This is a genomic window from Kitasatospora sp. NPDC001119 (assembly GCF_053598475.1).
In genome coordinates, this window is record NZ_JBSFKI010000013.1 from 199,514 (window position 1) to 220,365 (window position 20,852).

A 20,852-nucleotide genomic window follows, 5' to 3' on the forward strand; every position below is an offset into this window, starting at 1 on the left:
GTCATGGTCTTATGCACCTCAACCCTTACGGCGAGAGCGCCGTGCACCTGGCCGCGGCCCTGGCCAACCGGCGCCCCGGGACCGCCGAGGAACTGGCGGACCGCTGCCGCGCGGCCGGGCTGGTGGTCGACGGGCCGGTCCGGCCGGCGGACCTGGCGCGCATCCTGGCCCTGCTGGACACCTGGGAGTCGGTGGTCGACGCGGCCGACGACCGCGAACGGGCCGCGCGGCTCAACCGGATGCTCGCCGCCGACGCCGCCCACCCCCGGCTGACCGACCACACGGGCGGCTGGCACCTCCACTACCGCGACGACCACCAGTCGTTCGGCGCCGTGCTGTCCACCCTGATCGCCGTCGGCACCGCCTTCCACCTGGTGGGCCGCGGCATGCACCGACTCGGCCGGTGCGCCGTCGCCGAGTGCGCCACCGTCTTCGCCGACACCACCCGGACCGGCCGCAAGCGCTACTGCACCCAGCGCTGTGCCAACCGCGACGCCGTCCGCCGGCACCGCCGCGCGGCGCGGCCGGCGAACGGCCCGGCCCGCGCGTGACCGTCCCGGCCTCGGGAGCAGGAAGTCGGCCGGGCCGACTTCCCACTCCGGCCGCTCCGAGGGCCGCTCCGAGGGCCGCCCCAGGGCCGTCCCGGCGGCCGTGTCGGTGCCGAGGGCTACGGTGTCGATCATGACCGACTACGACTGGATCCACCGGGGCCCCATCGACTGGCTGGAAGGACAGGGCTACGGAGAGGACGAGACCGTCCTGGTGTACTTCCGGGGAACCACCCGGGCCGCCGTGGCCGACGGGCTGACCGCGCGGCACCGTCCGCCCTTCGCCCGGGGCGAGGAGCCGGTGCCCGGTGAGTGGGGCGTGATCGTGCACCCCATGCTCAACCCGTCCCGCAACGACTACGACGACATCGACTACCGCGGGCTCTGCCCCGAGGGCGCCGAACTGGTGGTGTTCGTGCCCAACCCCTGCATCGTCAAGGCCCACGGCCCCAAGGCGTACCACTACCGGGACGGCCGGATCTCCTCATGCGTCGACTACGAGGGCGCCGAGCACGTCGGGGAGCGCTGGCCCAACGCGCTGGCCCCCCTCGTCACGGCGGCCGGGCTGGGCATCGGGGGCGAGTTCGCCGAGAGCCCGGACCACGAGCAGCGGCTCACCGCGCTGATCTGCGAGCACCTGGGCCTGCCGGCCCTGGACCGGGCCGCCATGACGGTGGACCGCGAGCTGATGGACGACTACCAGTAGGGGCCCGGCTCGTGGGGGCGTTTCCGGGCGGGACCGGTGGTGGATCGTGTACGGCACCGGCTGGATAGCATCGTCTTATGATCTCCTCCAGCGCCCGCACCACGGTCTTCGACATCGACGGCACGCTCTGCTTCGACGGGCGGACGATCGACAGCCGGATCCTCGCCGCCCTCGACGCCTGCGAGCGGGCGGGCCACCAGCTGGTCTTCGCCTCCGCCCGGCCGGTCCGCGACCTCCTGCCCGTCCTTGACGGGGCCTTCCCCACCGCCGCGCTGATCGGCGGGAACGGCAGCCTGGTCTCCGTCGACGGACAGGTGCGGGCGCGGGCCGCGTTCGAGGCCGGTGAGCTCGGGCGGCTGCTGACCGAGGTCGAGCGCTTCCGAGCCGGCTACCTCGCCGACGGCCCGTGGGACTACGCCTACACCGGACCGGCCGACCACCCGATCCGCGGCCGGGTCGACCAGGGCGGCCTCGCCCGCCGGGTCGAGCTCGCCGAACTCCCCGCCGTCGTCAAGTTCCTGGTCGTCGACGCGACCGACCTGGCGGCCCTCGCCGAGGCCGGCCGCGCGCTCGGGATGACCGTCAACCACCACCTCGACGAGGCGATCATCGACTTCGCCCCGGGCACCACCAACAAGTGGGAGGCGCTGACCTCGTTGGGGATCGACGCCTACAACGCCTTCGGCAACGACATCAACGACCTCGACCTGCTGCGCAACGCGCGGCACTCCGTCCGGGTCGGCGGCCACCCGGGCCTGGACGGCGTCGCCCGCGTCACCGTCGCCGCCGAACCGGAGGCCGTCGCCGCCGAGATCTCCCGCCTGGCCGAGGCACCCGTCCGGTAGCCGCCGGACGCCGCTTGCCACGCGGGCACGGCGAGCCGCCGGGTGCTTCCCGTGGTCGCCGCCGCCGAGCCCCATCAGGACCCGACGCCCGATCAAGGCGTGGGAACATCAGGGGAGATGACCGCCGTCCGGCCCCGGGGGAGACCATGACCGCGCCCGTCGATCCGGTGCCGAGCCACCGGGCGATCGAGAACCTGATCGCGCGCTACGCCGAACTCGTGGACGACGGCGACTTCGCGGGCCTCGGCGCCCTGCTCGCCGACGCCGTCTTCGTCGGCAGCGGCGAGCCGGTGCGCGGCGGCGCGGCGATCGAGGCGATGTTCCGGGAGACGGTGATCATCCACGCCGACGGGACACCGCGGACCCAGCACGTCACCACCAATGTGGCGGTCGAGGTCGACGAGCCGGCGGGGACGGCGGTCGCCCGCTCCTACGTCACCGTGCTGCAGGCACTGCCCGGGCTTCCGCTGCAGGCCATTGCCGGGGGCCGGTACCACGACCGCTTCGCGCGCGGGGAGGACGGGCGGTGGCGGTTCGCCGAGCGGCGGGTGCGGATCACCCTGGTCGGCGACGTGAGCCGCCACCTGCGGCGGTAGGGTGCCGCCGACCGGGACGACGAGGGGCGGGGCAGTGGTGCGGGAACGGTTGGCGGGTGCGGCGCGGGCCGCGCTGGGCGGCGGGCGGCGGCTGGAAGCGGTCGAGCGGCTGGCGGGCGGCAGCAAGAAGGGCGTCTACCGCCTGCGGATGGACGACGGGACGACGGCGATCGCCTACCGCTGGGACCGGACCGAGAACTACTGGCCGGCGGCCGAGGGCGACGACGACCTCGCCGACCCGTTCTCGCCCGGCCTCGGACTCGACCTGTTCGAGGCCGCGCACGCGCGGCTGGACGCGCTCGGCGTCCGGGTCCCGGCGCTCCGGTTCGTCGAGCGCGCCACGCACCGGGACGGCGGGAGTGCCCCGGGCACGGCCGCTCCCGCGGCCGACGACCCGGCCGACCGCACGGCCGACCTCGCGATCGTCGAGGACGTCCCCGGCGAGAGCCTGGAGAAGCTGCTCGCCCGCGACCCGCACGCCGCCGCCCCGGTCCTGGCCCGGCTCGGCGAGGCACTGGGCGCCATGCGCGGCCACCGGGCGCCCCGCTACGGGAAGGTGGCGGTGGTCGACGGGGGAGGAGCGTCGCACGGGCCGTCCTGCGAGGGCGTCGTGCTGGACCGCGCGCTGCGCGACCTCGCCGAGGCGGCCGCGCGCGACCCCCGGATCGCGGAAGCCCGGGACCGGTGCGCGGACCGGCTGCGGGCCCTGGCGGCAGCGGTGCGCCCGCGCGCCGAGTACCCGGTGGTGCACGGCGAACTCGGGCCCGACCACGTACTGGTGGACGCGGACGGCCGCCCGGTGCTGATCGACATCGAGGGCACGATGTACTTCGACGTCGAGTGGGAGCACGTCTTCCTGCGGATCCGCCTGCCCCGGGCCGACTACCGGCCGCTGGCGGCGGACGGCCTCGACGAGGACCGGCTCGCCCTCTACGCACTGGCCCAGCGCCTCTCGCTGACGGCGGGACCGCTGCGCCTGCTCGACGGGCCCTTCCCGGCCCGCGAGGCGATGGCCGCCATCGCCGAGCACAACCTGCGCCAGGCCCTGCGCCTGCTCGGCGACTGAGGCCGGGTGGGGCGGATGAACCCGTGGACGGCAGACCCCCGGACCGCTCTCGCCGAGGCGGGCCTGGTTCTCGTGGGCGGATGGACCGAACCCGAGGGCCTCGTCCCGCCGTTCCTCACCGGCCGGGCGCCGGGATGCCCGCCCGCGGGTGCTGCGGCGGTTCGCCGCGTGGGTCGTGGAGGGCGCGCTGGACGACCCGGACGAGCCGCCGCTGGGCCCGGTGGCGCGTCGCCGGCTGGACGGCCTCCCGGGGCGGACCTGATCGCGGGCCGGCCACGATCAGGTCCGTCCCGGCCGGTCAGCCGGTGAGCTGGGCCTGGAAGACGGCGCTGTTGAAGTACGCCCGGGCCTCGCGGATGAGGCCGGTGTCGTCCAGCTCGTAGACGTTGATGCCGGACCAGTTGACCGGTTTGCCGTCCAGGGCCACGGCCGCGCCCCGCCAGGAGACGGCGACGTGGCTGCCGACGGTGTGCGCCTCCAGCGGCGTCAGCCCGAGGAAGGGGCGGAAGCCGGGCAGGACGGAGGAGATGAAGGCGTGGATCGCGGGGCGGCCGGTGATCGGCGGCGCGCCGACCGGGTCGTGGAAGACGCCGTCCTCGGCGAAGGACCCCGCCCAGGCGTCGGCGTCGCCCTCCTGGGAGGCGCGGAAGAACTGGAGGACGGCGGGCGGCATGGCCGGGAACGTCATGGGAACTCCTTCGGGATGCGGTGATGCGGTGATGCGGTGATGCGGTGATGCGGTGATGCGGTGGTCTGGTGGAAGCGGTTGGAAGCGGCTCAGCGACCGGCCCCGGCCCTGACCCCGGCCCTGACCCCGGTCCGCAGGGCGGCCAGGGCGGCGGCCGCGGTGAGCGCGACGAGGCCGCACACCCCCGGCCAGCCGAGCTGGGCGTGGAGGCGGATGCCGAGCCAGGAGCCGGCGCTGCCGCCGAGGAACGAGCAGGTCATGTAGGCGGTGTTGAGCCGGCTGCGGGCCTCCGGGCGCAGTGCGAAGATCCGGGCCTGGTTGGCGACCTGGCCGCACTGCACGGCCAGGTCCAGCAGGAGGAGGCCGGCGGCCAGCGCGACGAGGCCCGTCGCGCCGCCGGTGCCGCCCGCGGCGAGCACCGCGGCCGCGGCGAGGGTGGCGCCGGTGCACCAGGCGTTGACCCGGTCCGGGCCGTGCCGGTCGACCCGGCGGCCGGCGGCCGGGGCGCAGAACATGCTCGCCGCCCCGATCAGGGCCAGCAGGCCGAGGGCCTGGGCGCCGAGCCGGTAGGACGGGCCGGTCAGCAGCAGGGCGAGCGCGGTCCAGGTGGCGCTGAAGCCGCCGAAGAGCGCGGCCTGGCCGAGTGCGGAGCGGCGCAGGGTGGGTTCGGTGCGCAGCAGCCGGACGGTGTCGGCGAGCAGGGCCGGGTACCGGTCGCGGACGGCGGGCGGGGTGGCGGGCAGGGCCAGGCCGAGGGCGAGGGCGAGCAGCGCGGTGAGGGCGGCGGCGGCCAGGTAGGGGGCGCGCCAGCCGAGTTGTTCGCCGAGGACGCCGCCGAAGGTGCGGGTCAGCAGGATGCCGCCGATCAGGCCGCCCTGGAGGGTGCCGATCACGGCGCCGCGCCGGTCGGGTGCGACCAGGCCGGCGGCCAGCGGGATGAGCAGCTGGGGGACCACCGTGGCGAGGCCGACGACCGCGCCGGCCGCGACCAGCGGGCCGGCGGCCGGGGCGAGCCCGGCGGCCAGCAGCGCGCAGGCCGTCACGACCAGGAGCACGGTGATCAGCGGGCGGCGGGGGAGCCGGTCGCCGAGCGGGACGAGCAGGAAGATCCCTGCGGCGTAGCCGAGTTGGGTGACCGTGGCGAGGTTCGCCGCGGTGCCCGGTGCGATGCCGAGGCCGTCGGCGACGAGCGGGGTGAGGGCCTGCGGGAAGTAGACGTTGGCCACGCTGACGCCGCAGGCCAGCGCCATCACCAGGGGCAGCCGCCGGCCCTCGGCGGCGGGCCGGGATACGGGTTCCGGTGGCAGCGTCGCGGGCGGCGTGGGCCCGGGTGGCCCGGGTGGCGCGGGGGCCGTGCGTGGCTCGGGCTCGGGCAGGACAGCCGGATCGATCCGGGGCATCGTGACTCCAACCGAACGAACTAGATGGTTCGAATGCTCGCCGTGAGCGTGCCAGACCGCCGCGGGATCGTCAAACGAACCGGTTCGTTACCATCGGCCCATGGCGTACGACTCGACGGCAACCAAAGAGCGGATCCTCACGGCGGCGGCCACCGAATTCGCCGCGTACGGCGTGGCCGGCGCCCGCGTGGACCGCATCGCCGCCCAGGCCCAGGCCAACAAGCGGGCGATCTACGACTACTTCGGCGACAAGAACAGGCTCTTCGCCGCCGTCCTGGAGCGCCTCATGGCCGACCTCGCCCAGGCCGTCCCGCCCGGCGACGAGGACCTGGCGGCGTACGCCGAGCGGCTCTTCGACTACCACCGCGCCCACCCGGAGGCCCTGCGGCTGCTGCTCTGGGAGGCCCTCGAACTCGGCGACCAGCCCGTTCCGGGGGAAGCGGACCGGACCCGCCACTACCAGGACAAGATCCGGGCGGCGCGGCCGGCGGGCAGCGGCGACGACGGCGACAGCGGCGGTGACGGCGACGACGCCCGCGCGCGACTGTTCCTCACGCTCGGCATGGTCGGCTGGAGCCTCGCCATGCCCCAGCTCCGCCGCATGATCCTCGGCCCCGACCACACCCTCGACGGACTGCGCACCGAGATCGCCGCCGCCGTCCGGGCGCTGCCGACCGCCGGAGGCGGGCTCCCCGAGCAGTCGTAACCCCCGCCATGCGGTCGGCCCGTCCTTCACGGAAGGGCGTGGAAGACGCCGAAGGACGCGGAAAGTCGGCGGGTCCGACTTTCCACTCCCGGCGGACCGCGGGCGAATGCCGCGCCGGGCATTGTCCTCGGTTCGGGGGATTTGCGGCGGGATTTCTGACATGGACAGGGCGGTGGGGGAATTCATGGCCCGGAAGGGTGCCGTAACCGATGTGCGCCCTCGGAAGGGAGAACAGTCATGCGTCGTCGGATTGCCGCGGTCGGGATGCTGGCCGCCGCCGGAGTGCTCGCAGTCGCCGTGCCCGCACAGGCGGCTACGGGGGTTCTGGTGGTGAACGGTGTGACGCACCAGAATCCGGCGCGGGGGTGCTACCCGACCGTGTCGCCGGTGGTCGTCGAGAACCTCACGAACGTGACGGTCGACGTGTATTCCGCGCCGAACTGTCAGGGGACGGTGACGCGGGAGGTGGCAGCCGGGATGACCGCGGCGACGGTCGGGTTCAGCTACTTCGTCAACTGAGGCACTCCGTCAACTGAGGCACTCCGTCAACTGAGGTACGTCGTCAACTGGGGCCGGCCCGCCGGCCGCGCGACGGAAAGGGGCCGGGGCGGTGCTCCGTACGGAACACCGCCCCGGCCCTCACGTCGTCCGGTGGGTCAGTTCGACTGGTAGAAGCCGAGCAGGTCGACCAGCAGGTCGGCGTCCGACCAGCTCTGGTTCCAGAAGTCGATGATGCCGCCCTTGCCGCCCGGGGTCTGCGCGAGGTTCGGGACGGTCGCGCCGGCCGTCCAGTTCAGCGTCGAGGAGACCGGGCGCTGCGGGACGACCGCGGTGCCGTTCCGGTAGGCGGACCAGTAGTTCGGGTCGGTGTCGACCGAGAGGAAGCCGGCCCCGGCGGTGTTGGTGACGGTGGTGTTCAGCACCCAGCCCTCGACCTGCGGGGAGGTGGTGTCGCCCTCCATCCCCAGCGCGAAGAAGCTGCGGCCCGGCATCGGGGCGCCCGTCCGGTCGGGGGTGGTCTCGCGGGTGTCGAGGACGCGCTCCGGCGACACGAGCGGGACCAGGGCGGACCGGCTGGCGGGGCTGTAGTAGCCGACCACGTCGACCACCGCGTCCGTCGGGAGCCAGCTGCCGTTGCGGACGGTGATCTTGCCGTCCTGGCCGACCGGCACGATCACCGCGTTGGCCACCGTCTGGCCGGCGGTGAAGTTCACGTTCGAGGTGGTCGGGACGGCCTGCCCGGTCGGGTAGGCGATCAGGTGGCCGTCCGCCTGCGGGTTGGTGACCGTCAGGTTGAGCGCCACGGCGGTGACGCCCGACGGCACCCCGTTGCGGCCGGCGACGGCGACGTCGAAGCCCGACGTCGCGGGGACCTTGCCCTGGGCGGTGCCGATGCCCTCACGGGTGTCGACGATGCGGGTCTGCGGCACCGACTTGTAGCCGCTGGCGGTGGTGGGCGTGAAGTAGCCGGTGACGTCGGCGAGCAGGTCGACCGGGGCCCAGTCCGAGTTGAACAGGTACACGTAGCCGTCCGGACCGACCGAGGCGACCACCAGGTTCGGAACGGTCTGACCGGGGACGAAGTTGAGGCTCGACGTCGTGGCGTTCTGGGCCAGGTCCTGGCTGGGCGCCACCGAGATGTGGCCGGAGCCCGAGGTGTTGGTGACGGTGACGTTGAGGACCACCGCGGCGACCCCGTTCGGGATCTGGGCGGCGCCGTCGATCTTCAGGGCCACGGTGCCGCGGGCGGGGACCTTGGCCTTGGCGGCGCCGATGCCCTCCCTGGTGTCCAGCAGGCGGGTGGGGGTGTGCGGCGTGAACTCGGCGCCGGCGGTGACGACCTGGACCTGGTTCTTGGCGACCACCGTCCCGCTCGTGAGCGTGACCGTGATGTCGAAGGCGCCGACGGTCTTGTACTGGTGGATGTCGACGTGCGGGTTGGCGACGCCGGCGGTGAGGGCGACGGGGTAGGAGCTCGTGGTCCCGTCGCCCCAGGAGATGGTGAGGTTGCCCGTGGTGGTCTCGCTGGACGAGAGCGTGGTCTTGAGGCTGAAGCCGTGAGCGCTGAAGGCCGTGGCCTGCAGGTCGACACCGAGGTTGGCGGCGCTCTGCGCGGCGGGCGCGTCCTGCGCGGGCGCACCCTGCGCCGGGGCCGCCGCCCGCTCGCCGGCCTTCGACGAGACGACCGTGCGGTCGGCGGAGCTGTTGAAGGTCTTGCCCGGGAGCTTCTTCGTCGCGTCGAGGCCGGCGACGCCGGAGGCGGGCGAGGAGGGTGCCGCGGCGGGAGTGGCCGCCTGGGCGATTCCGGACGAGGTGAGACCGACACCGGCCGCCACGAGGGCAGCGAGAACCACAAGTCGGCGATTGCGCACCGATTCCCCCACAGTTTCATCAAATGCCGAACGGATTCGACACAGTTCGAATGTGTGTTCAGCGTACAGGTCGTGCGCAGGTCATGGGACCGGGTTTTTCCGGGGCGTTCGACGGTCGCTCGACGGGGCGTTCGACCCGTGGGCGATTTACGGCCCATGGATGATTTAGGAATTGACGCCGCATTTGCGCGGTCCGGGGTACGGAGTCGGAAAACACGGGAAGGCCCCGGTTCGTACAAAGGCACCGCGGAACGATCCCCGGAAGACACCCCAGGAGGTCCGATGCAGATCCCCGGTCCCGAGCCGAGAGCGGACGGCGGGGTGGGCGCCATCGCGCGGGCGGGCGGGTTGCACGACTACCAGCTGTGGCTGCACGCCGAGTACGGGCCCGTCGTGCGGTTCCAACTGCCGGGGGCCGAGACCGCGGTGTCGATCGCCGACCCGGTGCTGCTGGAGGCCGTGGCCCACCTCGACGAGCGCCCGCCGGGGCTGTTCTCGTTCCTGGACCCGCTGTTCGAGGCGGGCAACCTCCAGGTGCTCCCGGCCGGGGAGCACGGCCCGTGGCGCCGGCTGCTGCTCACCGTCCTCGCCGGACGGCCCTCGCACGAACGGCACTTCGCCCGCTTCACCGCCCTGGCGACCGGGCTCGCCGACCGCTGGGCCGCCCTGCCCGCCGGTCAGGCCGTCGAGCTCCAGCGGGAACTCACCGGGCTCTCCCTCCGGATGATCTGCGGCTACGCCCTGGACGGCGGGACGGAGGACCCGGACGGGGGGATCGAGGACCCGGAGGGTGTGGTCGAGGCCTTCGAGGCGGTGCTCACCGACCAGTTGGAGCGCCTCTACCGGGTGCCGTCCGAGCAGCCCCCGGAGCAGCGCGCCGAACGGGCCGCCCGGGCGCTCGCCCGACTGCGGGCGACGGTCGACCGGGTGATCGCCGCGCACCACCGGGGCCACCCCGGCGGCCGGAGCGGCGGGGGCGGCAGCGGTGGGGGCGGCAGCGGTGGGGACCGCAGCGACCTGATCGGCGCCCTCGTCGAGGCCGGGGAGAGCCCCGCGCGGATCCGCGACACCGTCCTCGCGGTGATGCTGGCCGCCCACCACACCACGGGCGTCGCCGTCTCCTGGACCCTGCACCTGCTCGCCGCCCACCCGGCGGCGGCCGCGCGCGTCACCGAGGAGCTCGACCGCGTCCTCGGCGACCGCCCGGTGCCCGACCACGCCGACCTGCGCCGGCTGCCGTACCTGGGGATGGTCCTGCGCGAGTCCCTGCGCCGGTACCCGCCCGGCCCGTACGGCGCCCGGCTGGCCACCGGGCCGCTGGCCGTCGGCGGGTACGTCGTCCCCGCCGGGGCGGTGGTCTTCCTCCCGATCCGGGCCGTCCACCTGAACCCCGCGTACTGGCCCGAGCCGGAGCGGTTCCGGCCCGAGCGGTTCACCCCCGAGGAGTCGGCGGGGCGGCCCCGGCTGGCCTGGATCCCGTTCGGCCTGGGGCCGCGCGCCTGCGAGGGGGAGGGCCTGGCCGTGGTGGAGGCCCAGGTGCTGCTGGCCGTGCTGCTCAAGCGGCTGCGCTTCCGGCCGGAGCCGGGCCACCGGGTGGTCCCGGTCGAGCGGTTCGTGCTCTGGGCCGCCGACGACATCCGCATGCTGGTCGAGCCGCGGGCCGCGGCGGGCGAGCCCGCCCGCTGAACGGGCTGAACGGCCCCGCGGAACCGGTCTGGCGGGAAACCCTATCGCGATATATCGTGAGTTCCTGTCCGCGCCGCTGACCCCAACGCGCGAACACCATCGCCGAGTTCAGGACGGGAAGTATGCCGGGAGAGATCGTGCCCGCCGCAGGGAAGCAGGCCGCCCGCGGCCAGGAGTCCGCGATGCGGGCCTCCCACGCCGACCGGGACCGGGTGGCCGAGCTGCTGCGCATCGCGGCGGGCGACGGCCGGCTGACCCCGGAGGAGCTGGACGAGCGCCTGGAGGCCGCCCTGTCCGCGCGGACGATCGGCGACCTGGCCGGACTCACCACCGACCTGCCGCCCGTCTCGCTCGCCCCCGGCGGGGTGGTGGCGGAGGTCAAGGACGTCCTGACGATCGACCAGCGGTGGAGCCGGGTCAGGCGGGAGGGGCGCTGGGTGGTGCCGCGCCGCCTGGAGCTCTTCGTGGAGTGGTGCGACGTGACGCTCGACTTCACCGAGGCGGTGATCACGCAGGACACCCTGCAGATCGACCTGGACATGGAGGGCAAGACCCTGACCCTGATCACCGGGCCGGGCATCGTGGTCGACGCCGACGGCCTGGCCCTGGAGTTCAGCCGGATCAGGAACCGCCGGGCGCCGGACCGCGGTGCGCCGGTCACGCTGCGGATCGAACTGGTCGGCAGGAAGCGCCACGGCCGCGTGGTCGTGCGCCGGCCCCGGAGGACGGCCGGACAGTGGCTGCTCAGGAAGCCCCTGGCCCTGCCGCCCGGCGACTGACGGTCCGTCATGGCGGCGGAGGCGGTTTCGTGTCGTACGCCGCAACCGTCGAGCTCCGGCCCCGACCTCCCCTACCCTTCCTCCATGCTCTCTGTGGTGGTCGCCCCTTGGGCGGGAAAAGCGGAGCCGGTGTTCGTCCACAATCCGGACGAACTTCACGACGCCGCCAGCACGATGAAGGTCGCGGTGCTCGCCGCGCTCTGCCGCGGCGGGGCGAACCTCGACGCCGAGGTGCCGGTGGTGAACCGCTTCGAGTCCGTCGTGGGCGGCGAGTTCGGCAACGACCCGGACTGGGACAGCGATCCGCTGCCCTGGGAACTGGTCGGCACCCACGTGCCGCTCCGGTTGCTCGCAGAGCGGATGATCACCCACTCCTCCAACCTGGCCACCAACATCTGCCTGGCCCGCACCACCCAGCAGGCCGTCACCGAGGTGTGGCGCCGCGCCGGCGCCACCCACAGCTCCACCCCGCGCGGGATCGAGGACTACGCGGCGCGCGCCCAGGGCGTGCACAACCGGGTGACGGCCCGCGACCTGGTCCGGCTGCTGCGCTCGCTCGCCGGGGAGCCCGAACTCCTCGCCCTCCTCGAGTGCAACGAGTTCCGGGTGGACCTGGCCGCCGGCCTCCCCTCCAATACCCGGATCGCCTTCAAGAACGGCTGGGTCCCCGGCGCCCGGCTCGGCGTCGGCCTCGTCCAGCCGGCCGACTGCCCGCCCTACCTGATCGCCGTCTGCTACACCGGCCCGCTCGCCGACGGCACGGACCGCACCGACCCGGCGGCCCGCCTGCTCGCCCGCGTCTCCAAGGCGGTGTGGGACCGCCGGGACCAGATCAGCCGCCCGGCGCCGGCGGCCCGTCCGGTGCCCTCGGCCGGCCCTGCGCCGCTCCGCTCGGCGGGTTGATCCGCACCGGCCCCGCGTGGCCGGTGCGTTCGCCGCGCTCACCGTCGGGCTTCGGACCGCCCCCGTTCTGGTGTTCGGCGCCAAACCGTAACCGATCGTGCGCGCATGATGATCGGTCGGTTGCGGTATCCGATTGAGGCGTCCTGCTCAAGCGGTCGGGGGTGGGCTGAAGTGTCGTCCCGTCTACGCATACTCGCCCGGTGGATCACGGCGACCGCCGTCGCCGCGGCCTACGTCGCGCTGCACCTGCTGGTCAACGTCGGCACGGGGGTGGATGTCGAGGCCAGCAGGGCCGGTGCGCTCTGGTGCGGGGCGATCGCCCTGGCCCTGCTCGGGCCCGCCCTGTGGCTGCGGCACCGGCGCCGGTCCGGGGTCGCCGAACTCGTCGGGCTCGTCGACCGCTTCGGCGCGCGACAGCCACGGTGGCGGCGGGCCGTCCGGATCGCCAACGGCGCCGGGTACCTGCTGTTCGGGGGCGGCACCGCTGCCGTCGCCGTCTCGGAGCGGGGCGAGGGCATGGGCCTGACGGTGTCGTTCGGGGTGCTGGTCGGCGGAGTGGCGGCCGGGGCGGCGGGACTGCTGATCCTGCGCCGCACCCGCCCGCTCGCCGCCCGCGGGGCGGCCCAGGCCCTGTTGCGGGACGGGCGCAGGCCGGTGCTCTACCTGCGCAGCTTCGACGACGACGCGACCGCCGCCCGGGTGGACGACGGGGCGGAGATCAACCTCCACAGCCGGGAGGAGCAGTTCGCCGCCGCGCTGGGTGCCGTCGGACCGGTGATCGCGGTGGGGCGGCCGGGGGAACCCCTGCCCCTCCTGGGCGCGGCCCGGTTCTACCTGCCGCTCGACGACTGGCAGGGCACCGTGCGGCGGCTGATGGACCTGTCCCAGCTGATCGTCCTGCGCCTGGGGAAGGGCGAGGGGCTGCGCTGGGAGATCGGCGAGGCGCGGGCCACCCAGCCGCCGGGGAAGCTCGTCCTGCTGGCTCCGCGCGGACTGTCCGACCTGGCCGACCAGTTGAACGAGGGCCTGCCCACCCCGCTGCTGCCGAAGGAGGCGGTCACGGGTGAGGACTGGATCGGCGCCGTGATCGCCTTCGACGGCCACTGGACGCCCCGGGTGTTCCCGGTGGTGGAACGCAAGGGACCGTGGGCGTGGATGGAGCGGGTGGGCCTCACCACGCCGCAGACGCCCACGGTGCACCTGGCCCATGCCATCCGGACGGCCCTGGCGGCCACCGGGTGGCGGCCCCGGCGGACGATGACCTGGCGAGCCCAACTCGCGACGAGAAAGGCGGACTTGACGGGCGTGGGGTTGGCCGTCGCGCTGACCCTGCCGGGCTGGCTCGGCTACCGGGTGCTGCAGCTGGCCGGTCTGTGGTGAATCGGTGAACCGACAGGAAGAGGGGGAAGCATGGACAGGTCGAAGCAGCACAGGGCCGTGGTCGGATGGGGTGCCGCGGCGTCGCTGCTGATCCTCGCGATGGTGGCGTGGGACGCACTGCTCGCCGCGGCCGACTGGCGCGTCTACCTGGTCGTCCAGGACGCCCTCGCGGGCAAGGCGACGGAGGCGGAGTTCACGGCGGCCGCCGACTTCTGGGACTCCGTCAGGGGGCCGCGGTGGCTCCTGTTGCTCGTCCCGGTCTACGCGGTGTTCGCCGTGTGGATGTGGCGGGCCCGGCTCAACGCCGAGGCACTGGGCGGTCCGGGCAGCCAGCGCCGGGCGCGGGCCTGGGCGCTCGCGGGCTGGATCACCCCGGTGGCGAACCTCTGGGTGCCGTACCAGGTCGTCTCGGACGTCTGGAAGGCCAGTGCGCCCGGGCGGTCGGCTCCCCGGGCGCGGCTCGCCGTGTGGTGGGGAGCGCTGCTGGTCGGAACCTACGTGGGCAACGGGTACGTGAACCTGGTCAAGAACGAGCTCGACACGGTCGACGACCTGCGCCGGCTCGTGACCCTGTCCACCACCAGCGCGGTGCTCGACGTGGTCGCCGGAGCGATCATCGTCCACACCATCCACCGCGTCAGTACCTGGCAGACCCAGCGGCGCGCCGAAGCGCGCCGCTGAACCCGCCGTCGGACGGAACCGCGGCCGTCAGTACGGCTGCACGAGGACGTGCGCCGCGCCGGGGATGCCGACCTTGAGCAGCTCGTCCTCCTCCGGCGTGGTCGCGGTGCCCGTCTCCTGCTTGAGGACGGCCCGGGACAGGGCCTGGACCCACATGGCGCGCGGGCGGCGGCGGGCCTCCCAGGCGGTGAGGGCGGCCGGGACGGTGTCCTCCGCGTCCAGGCTCTGGGCGAGCACGAGCGCGTCCTCGACGGCCATCGCGGCGCCCTGGGCGAGGTGCGGGGTGGAGGCGTGGGCGGCGTCGCCGGCCAGGACGATCCGGCCGACGTGCCAGGGCTCCTCGACGGTGACCTGGGAGATCCGCGAGTAGACCACGGCGGCCGGGTCGGTGATCTGCGCCAGCGCCTCGGCGATCGGGCCGCCGAAGCCGGCCAGCCGCTCGCGCAGCTGCTCGTGGGCGCGCTCCGGGTCGGGGCGGAAGTCCTCGGCTTCGGCGAAGACCGAGCCCAGGTACATCTGCTCCGCGCTGATCGGGGTGAGCAGCGCCTTCGCGTTCAGGTTGCCGGAGGACATCACCACGCCCCGCACCTCGGGCGAACGCGGGACGGTCACACGCCAGTTGGCGAAGCCGGTGTACTCGGGGGCGTACTTCTCGCCGTACAGGTGGCGGCGCAGCGGCGAGCCGATGCCGTCGAAGCCGACGACCAGGTCGTAGCGGGCGACCTGCCCGTCGGTGAGGGCGGCCTCGATGCCGTGGGCGTCCTCGCGCAGGGTGCCGATGGTGGTGCCGAAGCGGAGGGTGGCGCCCGCCTTGACGGCGGCGTCGGCGAGGACGCGGGCCAGCGCGGGGCGCGGGATGCCGTTGTTGGAGGGGGCGTCGCCCATCCGGGGCTGCGGGATCTTCGCGAGGGTGGCGCCGGCCGGGTCGCAGATGGTCAGCACCTCCCACTCGAAGCCGGCGGCGAGGCAGTCGTCCAGGACACCGATCTCGCGCATCACGTGCAGGGCGTTGGACGGCTGGATGATGCCGACGCCGAGGGCCTCCAACTGCTCGCGCAGCTCGGCGACGTCGACCTGGTGGCCGCGCGTGGCGAGGGCGGTCGCGAGGGTGAGGCCGCCGATGCCGCCGCCGTTGACGAGGACGCGCAGGGGTCTGTTCATGAGGGGGGCTCCGAAAGGAAGTTCACAGGAGGTGCGGGGGTGCGGGGGCGGTGCGGGGCCCGGCCGGAGCCGGTCCGGCCGAGCGGGCACGGCGGTCGAGGGGAAGGGTCGGCCGGGATGTCGGTCCGGCCGGGGCCGGTTCAGCCGACGGGTGTGGCGGCGAGCTCCATCAGGTGGTCGACCAGGGCGAGCAGCAGGTCCCGTCCGAAGGCGCGCTCGCGCACGTCCCCGAGCAGCATCGGCACCTGCGGGTCGAGGTCGAGCGCGGCCCGGATCTCGTCGGGGGTGCGGGTGTTGGTGTTGTGGAAGCAGTTGATCGCGACCACGAACGGGATGCCCCGGCTCTCGAAGAAGTCGATGGAGGCGAAGCTGGTCTCCAGCCGGCGGGTGTCGGCGATGACGATCCCGCCGAGGGCGCCGTTGACCAGGTCGTTCCACATGAACCAGAAGCGCTCCTGGCCGGGCGTGCCGAACAGGTAGACGACCAGCTCGGGGCTGACCGTGATCCGGCCGAAGTCGAGGGCGACGGTGGTGGTGGTCTTCTGGTCGACGCCGGCCAGGTCGTCGACGCCGACGCTGGCCCGGGTCAGGTACTCCTCGGTGCGCAGCGGGGCGACCTCGCTGACCGAGCCGACCAGGGTGGTCTTGCCCACGCCGAAGCCGCCCGCGATCAGGATCTTGACGGCGGCCGGGGCGGCGGGGGCGTCGGTGGCGGAGTGGGGGGTTGCCATGTTCAGAGTCTCCGGAGTCCTTCGCGTACGGCCGTGAGCAGGCCGAGGTCCACGCCCCCGGCGGCCCGGGCCACCGACAGCGGCGCCCGGGCCTTCAGCAGGCCCTGGGCGACCAGGTCGCCCAGCAGGATCTTGGTGACCGAGACCGGGAGGTCCAGGCCCGCCGACACCTCGGCGACGGCGATCGGGCGCCGGCAGCGTTCGAGGATCAGCCGGTGCTCGGGCTGGAGGCCGCGGGCACCGGCGCGGCTGCCCCGTGCCAGGGCGGCGTCGGCCTCCTCCTCGACCGTCGTGAGCACGGTGATGAGGGTGAGGTCGTCGCGCTCGGGCGCGGTCCGGCCGCGGGTGATCGTGTACGGGCGCACCATGCTGCCCGTCTCCTCCTCCGCGTCGTCCTCCAGCTCGCTCCAGTGCGGTACGGTGCCGCGCCGCCAGGAGTCGTCCCAGCCGGACTGCCGGCCCGAGGCCGGGCCGGACGGAGAGCCGGACGGCGGGCCGGGCTGCGAACCGGAGGCCGGACCGGGTCGCGGGTCGGCCTGCCGGCCGTCGTCGCGGCCGTCCCCCCAGGCGTCGTTCCCGTACGGTTCCACCCTGGTCAGCCCCGGTTCCGGGCGGCGAAGGCGTCGAAGGAGGCCGGGGCGGCGGGGGCGCCGGGGGCCTCCTCGTGGCGGACCGGGGTGGTGAGCTTCTGGCCGACCTGCTGCACCAGGGTGTGCATCGCGACGGACATCACCTCGGCGTCCACCTCCTGGGAGGCGACCACGGCCAGGTGGGTGCCCTGGGCGGCGGCGATGACGAACAGCCAGCACTCGGCGAGCTCGACGATCACCTGGTGCACCGGGCCGCCGTCGAACAGCGCCCCGACCCCGCGGGCCAGGCTCTGCTGGCCGGTGGCGACGGCGGCCAGGCGCTCGGCGTCGGCCCGCTCGATGGTGCGGGAGTGGCTGACCACGAGACCGTCGTCGGAGAGCAGGACGGCGTTCCTGGTCCCGGGCACCGAGTCGACGAGTCCGTCCAGCAGCCAGTCCAGGTCCTGGTGGGTGGCGATCGTGCGGTTCATCACTGCTCATCCGTTCGTGTGGTTCGGGGGTCCGCGGCCGGAAGGGCCCAGGGGGCGGGCGCGGGGGCGGGGGAGGGCTCCGGCGGGGTGGCGGGCAGGCGGTGCTCGCCGCTGTCCTGGGCCCGGGCGGCGCGGGACTGCCGCTGGAAGGCGCCGATCGCCGCACCCGAGCGCCGTACCGGGCGCTCGGTGCGCTGGAACGGGCCCGCGGGCGGGGTGTCCGCGGCGGGCCGCTCGACCCACTGCGGCTGGGCCGGCGGGGGCACCCGCAGCTCGGCCGCCAGGCTGGCCTGCCGGACGCGCTGCGGCAGCGGGGGCTGGCCGGCCTGGGCCGGGCTGAACGGCACCGAGGTCCGGTACTCGCGGGGCTGGCGCCGCTCGGCCAGCCGGTAGTGGTCGGCCGGGCGGTACTGCTCGTCGGCGTACGGGGCCTCGGCCTCGGTGACCCGGGCGTAGGCGATGTCCGGGTAGGCCGGGGCGTCCTGGGCGGGCGCCGGGTCGGCCGGGGAGGTGTGCTCGATCGGCTGCTCCGGCTGGTGGGCGGGCCGGGCAGCCGTGGCGGGCTGCTCCACTCCGTACGACGGCACGGGGCCGGTGGACGGTTCAGCGTCGTACGACGGCTCCGATCCGAAGGGCTGCCCGGACGGGTACGGCTGCTCCGCCTGGTACGGCTGCCCGGCCTGGTACGGCTGCTCGGGCCACTCCGCCTCGAACGGAGCCGCCGGGAGGACGGCCGGGGCGTCCGGGGCGTCCGGGGCCGACGGCAGCGGCTGGACGACCGCCGGCTGGAACGGGGCCGCGGGCAGCGGGACCTCCTGGAGCGTGGCCTCCGGTGCCGCGCCCCATCCCGCCGCCGGTCCCGCGTCCGGTCCCGGCCACGTCCCGGCCTCCGCCGGGGACAGCGGCACCGGGGCCGCCTGCGGGGTGTGGTCGCCCTGCGTGAAGGAGTCCACCGGCGAGACCGGCGGCCCGGCCGGCACCGGGACGGGCGTCTCGTCGGAGGCCGAGCGGACGGCCCGGCGCGAGCGGCGCACCAGCGGGATCGGCTCGGTGGACGTGCCGCCGGCGCCGTCCGGCAGCCCGGTGTCGCCCTCCAGGACCAGCTCGTCGGGGACGAGCACGACCGCCCGGGTGCCGCCGAAGGCGGACGGGCGGAACTCGATCCGCAGCCCGTGCAGGGCGGCCAGCCGGGAGACCACGTGGAAGCCGAGGCGGATGTCGTCGGCCCGGGCCAGCACGTCGGTGCGCGGCGGGCGGCTCATCAGCTCGTTGGCCGCGTCGTACTGCTCCGGGTCCATGCCGAGGCCCCGGTCCTCGATCTCGATCGCGAGCCCGCGGCCGACCACGGCGGCGCGCACCTCGACCGGCGTGGGCGGCTTGGAGAAGGTGGTGGCGTTCTCCATCAGCTCGGCGAGCACGTGCGCCACCGGGCCGACGGCCCGCTCGGAGAGCCAGGGGTCGCCCTCGATGTCGATCGAGATCCGCCGGTAGTCCTGCACCTCGCCCTGCGCGGCGCGCAGCACGTCCAGCAGCGGGACGGGCTTGCGCCAGCGCCGCTGCGGCTGGCCGCCGGCCATGATGACGAGGTTCTCCTCGTAGCGGCGCAGGCGGGCGGTGAGATGGTCGAGGTCGAAGAGGCCCTCCAGGACCTCCGGGTCGTCGTGCTTGCGCTCCAGCTCGTCCAGCTTGCGCAGCTGGCGGCCGATCAGCAGCTGGGTGCGGCGGGCGATGCGCTGGAGCAGCCGCTCGAAGCCGCGGTGCTGCTCGGCCTGGCCGACGGCGGACTCCAGGGCGGCGGAGCGGGCCAGGTTGAGGGCCTGGCCGAGCCGGGCCAGCTCGTCGGTGCCGTTGCCGTGCGGGCCGTCCGTGATGGTGCGGGTCTCGGCCTCGACGTCCACCTGCTCGCCGCGGCCGAGGCGGTCGACCACCTCGGGCAGGGTGCGCTGCATCTCCTCGGCCTGGGTGTGCAGGTCCTTGATGCGGCGGCGCAGCGAGCGGCTGAGCCGCCAGGAGACGATGATCACCGCGACGACGGTGATCAGGCCGACGACGGCGGTCAGCACCACGCGGGTCAGCAGGCCCATGATGGCGCCCTTGCCGACCTCGACGATGGCGCTGGTACGGGCCTCGATCGCCTTGACCAGCGGCGGGTTGAGCTGGTCGAGGGCCTGGCGCCACTGGTCCTGGGCGGCCGGCAGTCTGACGGTGCCGTTGGCGTCGGCGGCGGTGGGCCTGGTCAGCTGCTGCTCGACGGCGGCCTTGGCCTGCCAGGCCGGGCCGTTCATCAGGTCGTGCCAGCCCTGGACCTCGGTGTCCGGGATGTACGGCAGCACCTGGACGTTGAGCAGGTGGTCCTGGGCGCCGATGGCCTGCTGGACGGCCTGGTAGTCGGCGGTGCTCAGCCGGCCGCTGGGCCAGCCGCGGGCCAGGATGGCGTCCTCCCGGGCCAGCATCTCCTTGGCCCAGAAGGCGTTGACGAGGGTCTTGGAGATCCAGGTGACCTCGCCGGTGTCGACGCGGCTGAGCGCGGTGAACAGCCGCAGGTCCACCGCGATCAGGTCGGTGTAGTACGTGTAGACCGTCTGCTGGTCGACGGAGCCGCGGTCGACGTTGGCGCGCTGCTCGACCAGCTTGCCCATCGCCTGGCGTGCCTCGGCGACGGCGGTGCGCACCTCTTCGGGCGCGTTGTCGGCGGTCTCCCCGGAGAGGGTCTGGAACTGCCGCACGGCGTCGTCGGTCAGCTGCCGCTGGCGGCGCAGCTGGTCGGCGTTGGAGCCGGGCCGGGCGAGCGCCTCGGCGCTGAGCCGGCGCTCCTCCTGGAGGTTGTAGTAGACGATGTTGGACGGTTGTCCGGCCTTCTGGGCGAGCAGGGCCTGAGCGCCCTGCCGCTGGAAGTCGAAGACCGTCTCACCGCTGGTCACGGCCCAGAGGGCGACCAGGGCGATGCTGGGGACGACGGCCAGGACGAGCAGCGCCGTCCGCAGGGACAGGCGTGGACGCCTGCGGGGGCCCTTCGGCGTCGGGGGCCGCCGATTCGCACGCGCGCGCAGAGCTGACTCCTTGGGGCTGGCGGCCGGCCGGTGAGGGGCGGGCCGTCCGGGCACGGTTTTTTGACGAAGCGATACTAGTCATACCGTGTGATTAGAGTGAAAACCCGTTCGCTGCCTGGGCTGTGCTTGCACACGGAGCGGACACAATGTCATTCATTCGTTGACCGTCCGTATGCGGAGCAGGCCCTTCCGGACTCGCCCGACACAGTGTCAACGAGACGCGCGGCCGACGGATGGCCGGGGTGTGAAAACTGTGTGACGCCCCGCCGGGACCCGCTCGGCACGCCCGCCGGGCCATCGCCCGGCCCGGATCCGCCCCTCCGGCCGCGTGGCGGCCCGTCCGGCGAGGGGGAGGGCGTGGAGGGCGGCCATCGGACCCATTTGTCAGGTTCTCTGAGGACTCGCGTACCACGGTCAGCCTACCCGGCACACGGCCGCGGACGCCCTCCGTGGGAACCGCCGTTCCGATGACGTACCGGGAGTCGCCGAACGTG

The 20,852-nt window shown here is 74.2% G+C and carries 20 protein-coding genes; 12 read left to right on the forward strand and 8 right to left on the reverse strand.

From position 1 onward, the window contains the following. The first annotated feature begins 11 nt into the window (after positions 1-11). The 5 genes from ACWDD9_RS18520 (at position 12) to ACWDD9_RS18540 (ending at position 3,761) form a co-directional block, all read left to right on the forward strand. A complete protein-coding gene (locus ACWDD9_RS18520) occupies positions 12-551 on the forward strand; it encodes a CGNR zinc finger domain-containing protein (protein ID WP_449812068.1) in 540 nt (179 codons plus the stop codon). A gap of 130 nt (positions 552-681) precedes the next feature. Continuing rightward, positions 682-1,254: a hypothetical protein gene (locus tag ACWDD9_RS18525; RefSeq protein WP_449812069.1), complete on the forward strand. Its 573-nt coding sequence runs from the start codon at positions 682-684 to the stop codon at positions 1,252-1,254. A gap of 77 nt (positions 1,255-1,331) precedes the next feature. After that, positions 1,332-2,099: an HAD hydrolase family protein gene (locus ACWDD9_RS18530; protein ID WP_449812070.1), complete on the forward strand. Its 768-nt coding sequence runs from the start codon at positions 1,332-1,334 to the stop codon at positions 2,097-2,099. A gap of 146 nt (positions 2,100-2,245) precedes the next feature. After that, positions 2,246-2,695 carry a nuclear transport factor 2 family protein gene (locus ACWDD9_RS18535; RefSeq protein WP_387966581.1) on the forward strand — a complete coding sequence of 150 codons (450 nt, stop codon included), beginning with the start codon at positions 2,246-2,248 and terminating at the stop codon, positions 2,693-2,695. A gap of 34 nt (positions 2,696-2,729) precedes the next feature. Next, positions 2,730-3,761, forward strand: coding sequence for an aminoglycoside phosphotransferase family protein (locus ACWDD9_RS18540; RefSeq protein ID WP_449812071.1), 1,032 nt, complete (start codon positions 2,730-2,732; stop codon positions 3,759-3,761). Between the two features lie 298 nt (positions 3,762-4,059). On the opposite strand, the gene ACWDD9_RS18545 is transcribed toward ACWDD9_RS18540, so the two are convergent. After that, the gene (locus ACWDD9_RS18545) at positions 4,060-4,449 is read right to left on the reverse strand and encodes a nuclear transport factor 2 family protein (RefSeq protein ID WP_049655217.1); all 390 of its coding nucleotides are present in this window, start codon (positions 4,447-4,449) and stop codon (positions 4,060-4,062) included. 89 nt (positions 4,450-4,538) lie between these two features. After that, the gene (locus tag ACWDD9_RS18550; protein WP_449812099.1) at positions 4,539-5,699 is read right to left on the reverse strand and encodes an MFS transporter; all 1,161 of its coding nucleotides are present in this window, start codon (positions 5,697-5,699) and stop codon (positions 4,539-4,541) included. Positions 5,700-5,949: 250 nt separating this feature from the next. Between ACWDD9_RS18550 and ACWDD9_RS18555 the strand changes: the two genes are divergently transcribed. After that, a complete protein-coding gene (locus ACWDD9_RS18555; RefSeq protein ID WP_449812072.1) occupies positions 5,950-6,555 on the forward strand; it encodes a TetR family transcriptional regulator in 606 nt (201 codons plus the stop codon). 237 nt (positions 6,556-6,792) lie between these two features. After that, positions 6,793-7,074, forward strand: a complete 282-nt coding sequence (locus ACWDD9_RS18560; protein ID WP_449812073.1) for a hypothetical protein — start codon at positions 6,793-6,795, stop codon at positions 7,072-7,074. 137 nt (positions 7,075-7,211) lie between these two features. On the opposite strand, the gene ACWDD9_RS18565 is transcribed toward ACWDD9_RS18560, so the two are convergent. Further along, positions 7,212-8,891 (reverse strand): hypothetical protein, encoded by a 1,680-nt coding sequence (locus ACWDD9_RS18565; RefSeq protein WP_449812074.1) that lies wholly within the window; start codon positions 8,889-8,891, stop codon positions 7,212-7,214. Positions 8,892-9,209: 318 nt separating this feature from the next. Between ACWDD9_RS18565 and ACWDD9_RS18570 the strand changes: the two genes are divergently transcribed. From ACWDD9_RS18570 to ACWDD9_RS18590, 5 genes are all read left to right on the forward strand, one after another. Further along, on the forward strand, positions 9,210-10,613 hold the full coding sequence (locus ACWDD9_RS18570; protein WP_449812075.1) for a cytochrome P450: 1,404 nt from the start codon (positions 9,210-9,212) through the stop codon (positions 10,611-10,613). Positions 10,614-10,735: 122 nt separating this feature from the next. Beyond that, a complete protein-coding gene (locus ACWDD9_RS18575) occupies positions 10,736-11,392 on the forward strand; it encodes a DUF1707 SHOCT-like domain-containing protein (protein WP_449812076.1) in 657 nt (218 codons plus the stop codon). Between the two features lie 84 nt (positions 11,393-11,476). Next, positions 11,477-12,295 (forward strand): serine hydrolase, encoded by an 819-nt coding sequence (locus tag ACWDD9_RS18580; protein ID WP_449812077.1) that lies wholly within the window; start codon positions 11,477-11,479, stop codon positions 12,293-12,295. 171 nt (positions 12,296-12,466) lie between these two features. Then, positions 12,467-13,675, forward strand: coding sequence for a transferase (locus tag ACWDD9_RS18585; protein WP_449812078.1), 1,209 nt, complete (start codon positions 12,467-12,469; stop codon positions 13,673-13,675). A gap of 30 nt (positions 13,676-13,705) precedes the next feature. Further along, entirely contained in the window at positions 13,706-14,356 is a 651-nt protein-coding gene (locus tag ACWDD9_RS18590) for a DUF4328 domain-containing protein (RefSeq protein ID WP_449812079.1), read from the forward strand. Positions 14,357-14,383: 27 nt separating this feature from the next. Here ACWDD9_RS18590 and ACWDD9_RS18595 read toward each other — a convergent pair whose 3' ends face one another. From ACWDD9_RS18595 to ACWDD9_RS18615, 5 genes are all read right to left on the reverse strand, one after another. Next, positions 14,384-15,517, reverse strand: coding sequence for an FAD-dependent monooxygenase (locus tag ACWDD9_RS18595; RefSeq protein WP_387966591.1), 1,134 nt, complete (start codon positions 15,515-15,517; stop codon positions 14,384-14,386). A gap of 140 nt (positions 15,518-15,657) precedes the next feature. After that, on the reverse strand, positions 15,658-16,248 hold the full coding sequence (locus ACWDD9_RS18600; protein ID WP_074004152.1) for a GTP-binding protein: 591 nt from the start codon (positions 16,246-16,248) through the stop codon (positions 15,658-15,660). A 2-nt stretch (positions 16,249-16,250) separates the two neighbouring features. Then, positions 16,251-16,838: a DUF742 domain-containing protein gene (locus tag ACWDD9_RS18605; RefSeq protein WP_449812080.1), complete on the reverse strand. Its 588-nt coding sequence runs from the start codon at positions 16,836-16,838 to the stop codon at positions 16,251-16,253. Positions 16,839-16,843: 5 nt separating this feature from the next. Then, positions 16,844-17,308 carry a roadblock/LC7 domain-containing protein gene (locus ACWDD9_RS18610; RefSeq protein ID WP_049654463.1) on the reverse strand — a complete coding sequence of 155 codons (465 nt, stop codon included), beginning with the start codon at positions 17,306-17,308 and terminating at the stop codon, positions 16,844-16,846. Continuing rightward, positions 17,308-20,229, reverse strand: coding sequence for a nitrate- and nitrite sensing domain-containing protein (locus tag ACWDD9_RS18615; protein ID WP_449812081.1), 2,922 nt, complete (start codon positions 20,227-20,229; stop codon positions 17,308-17,310). Before ACWDD9_RS18615 ends, ACWDD9_RS18610 begins: the two co-directional genes overlap by 1 nt. Positions 20,230-20,852 lie beyond the last annotated feature (623 nt).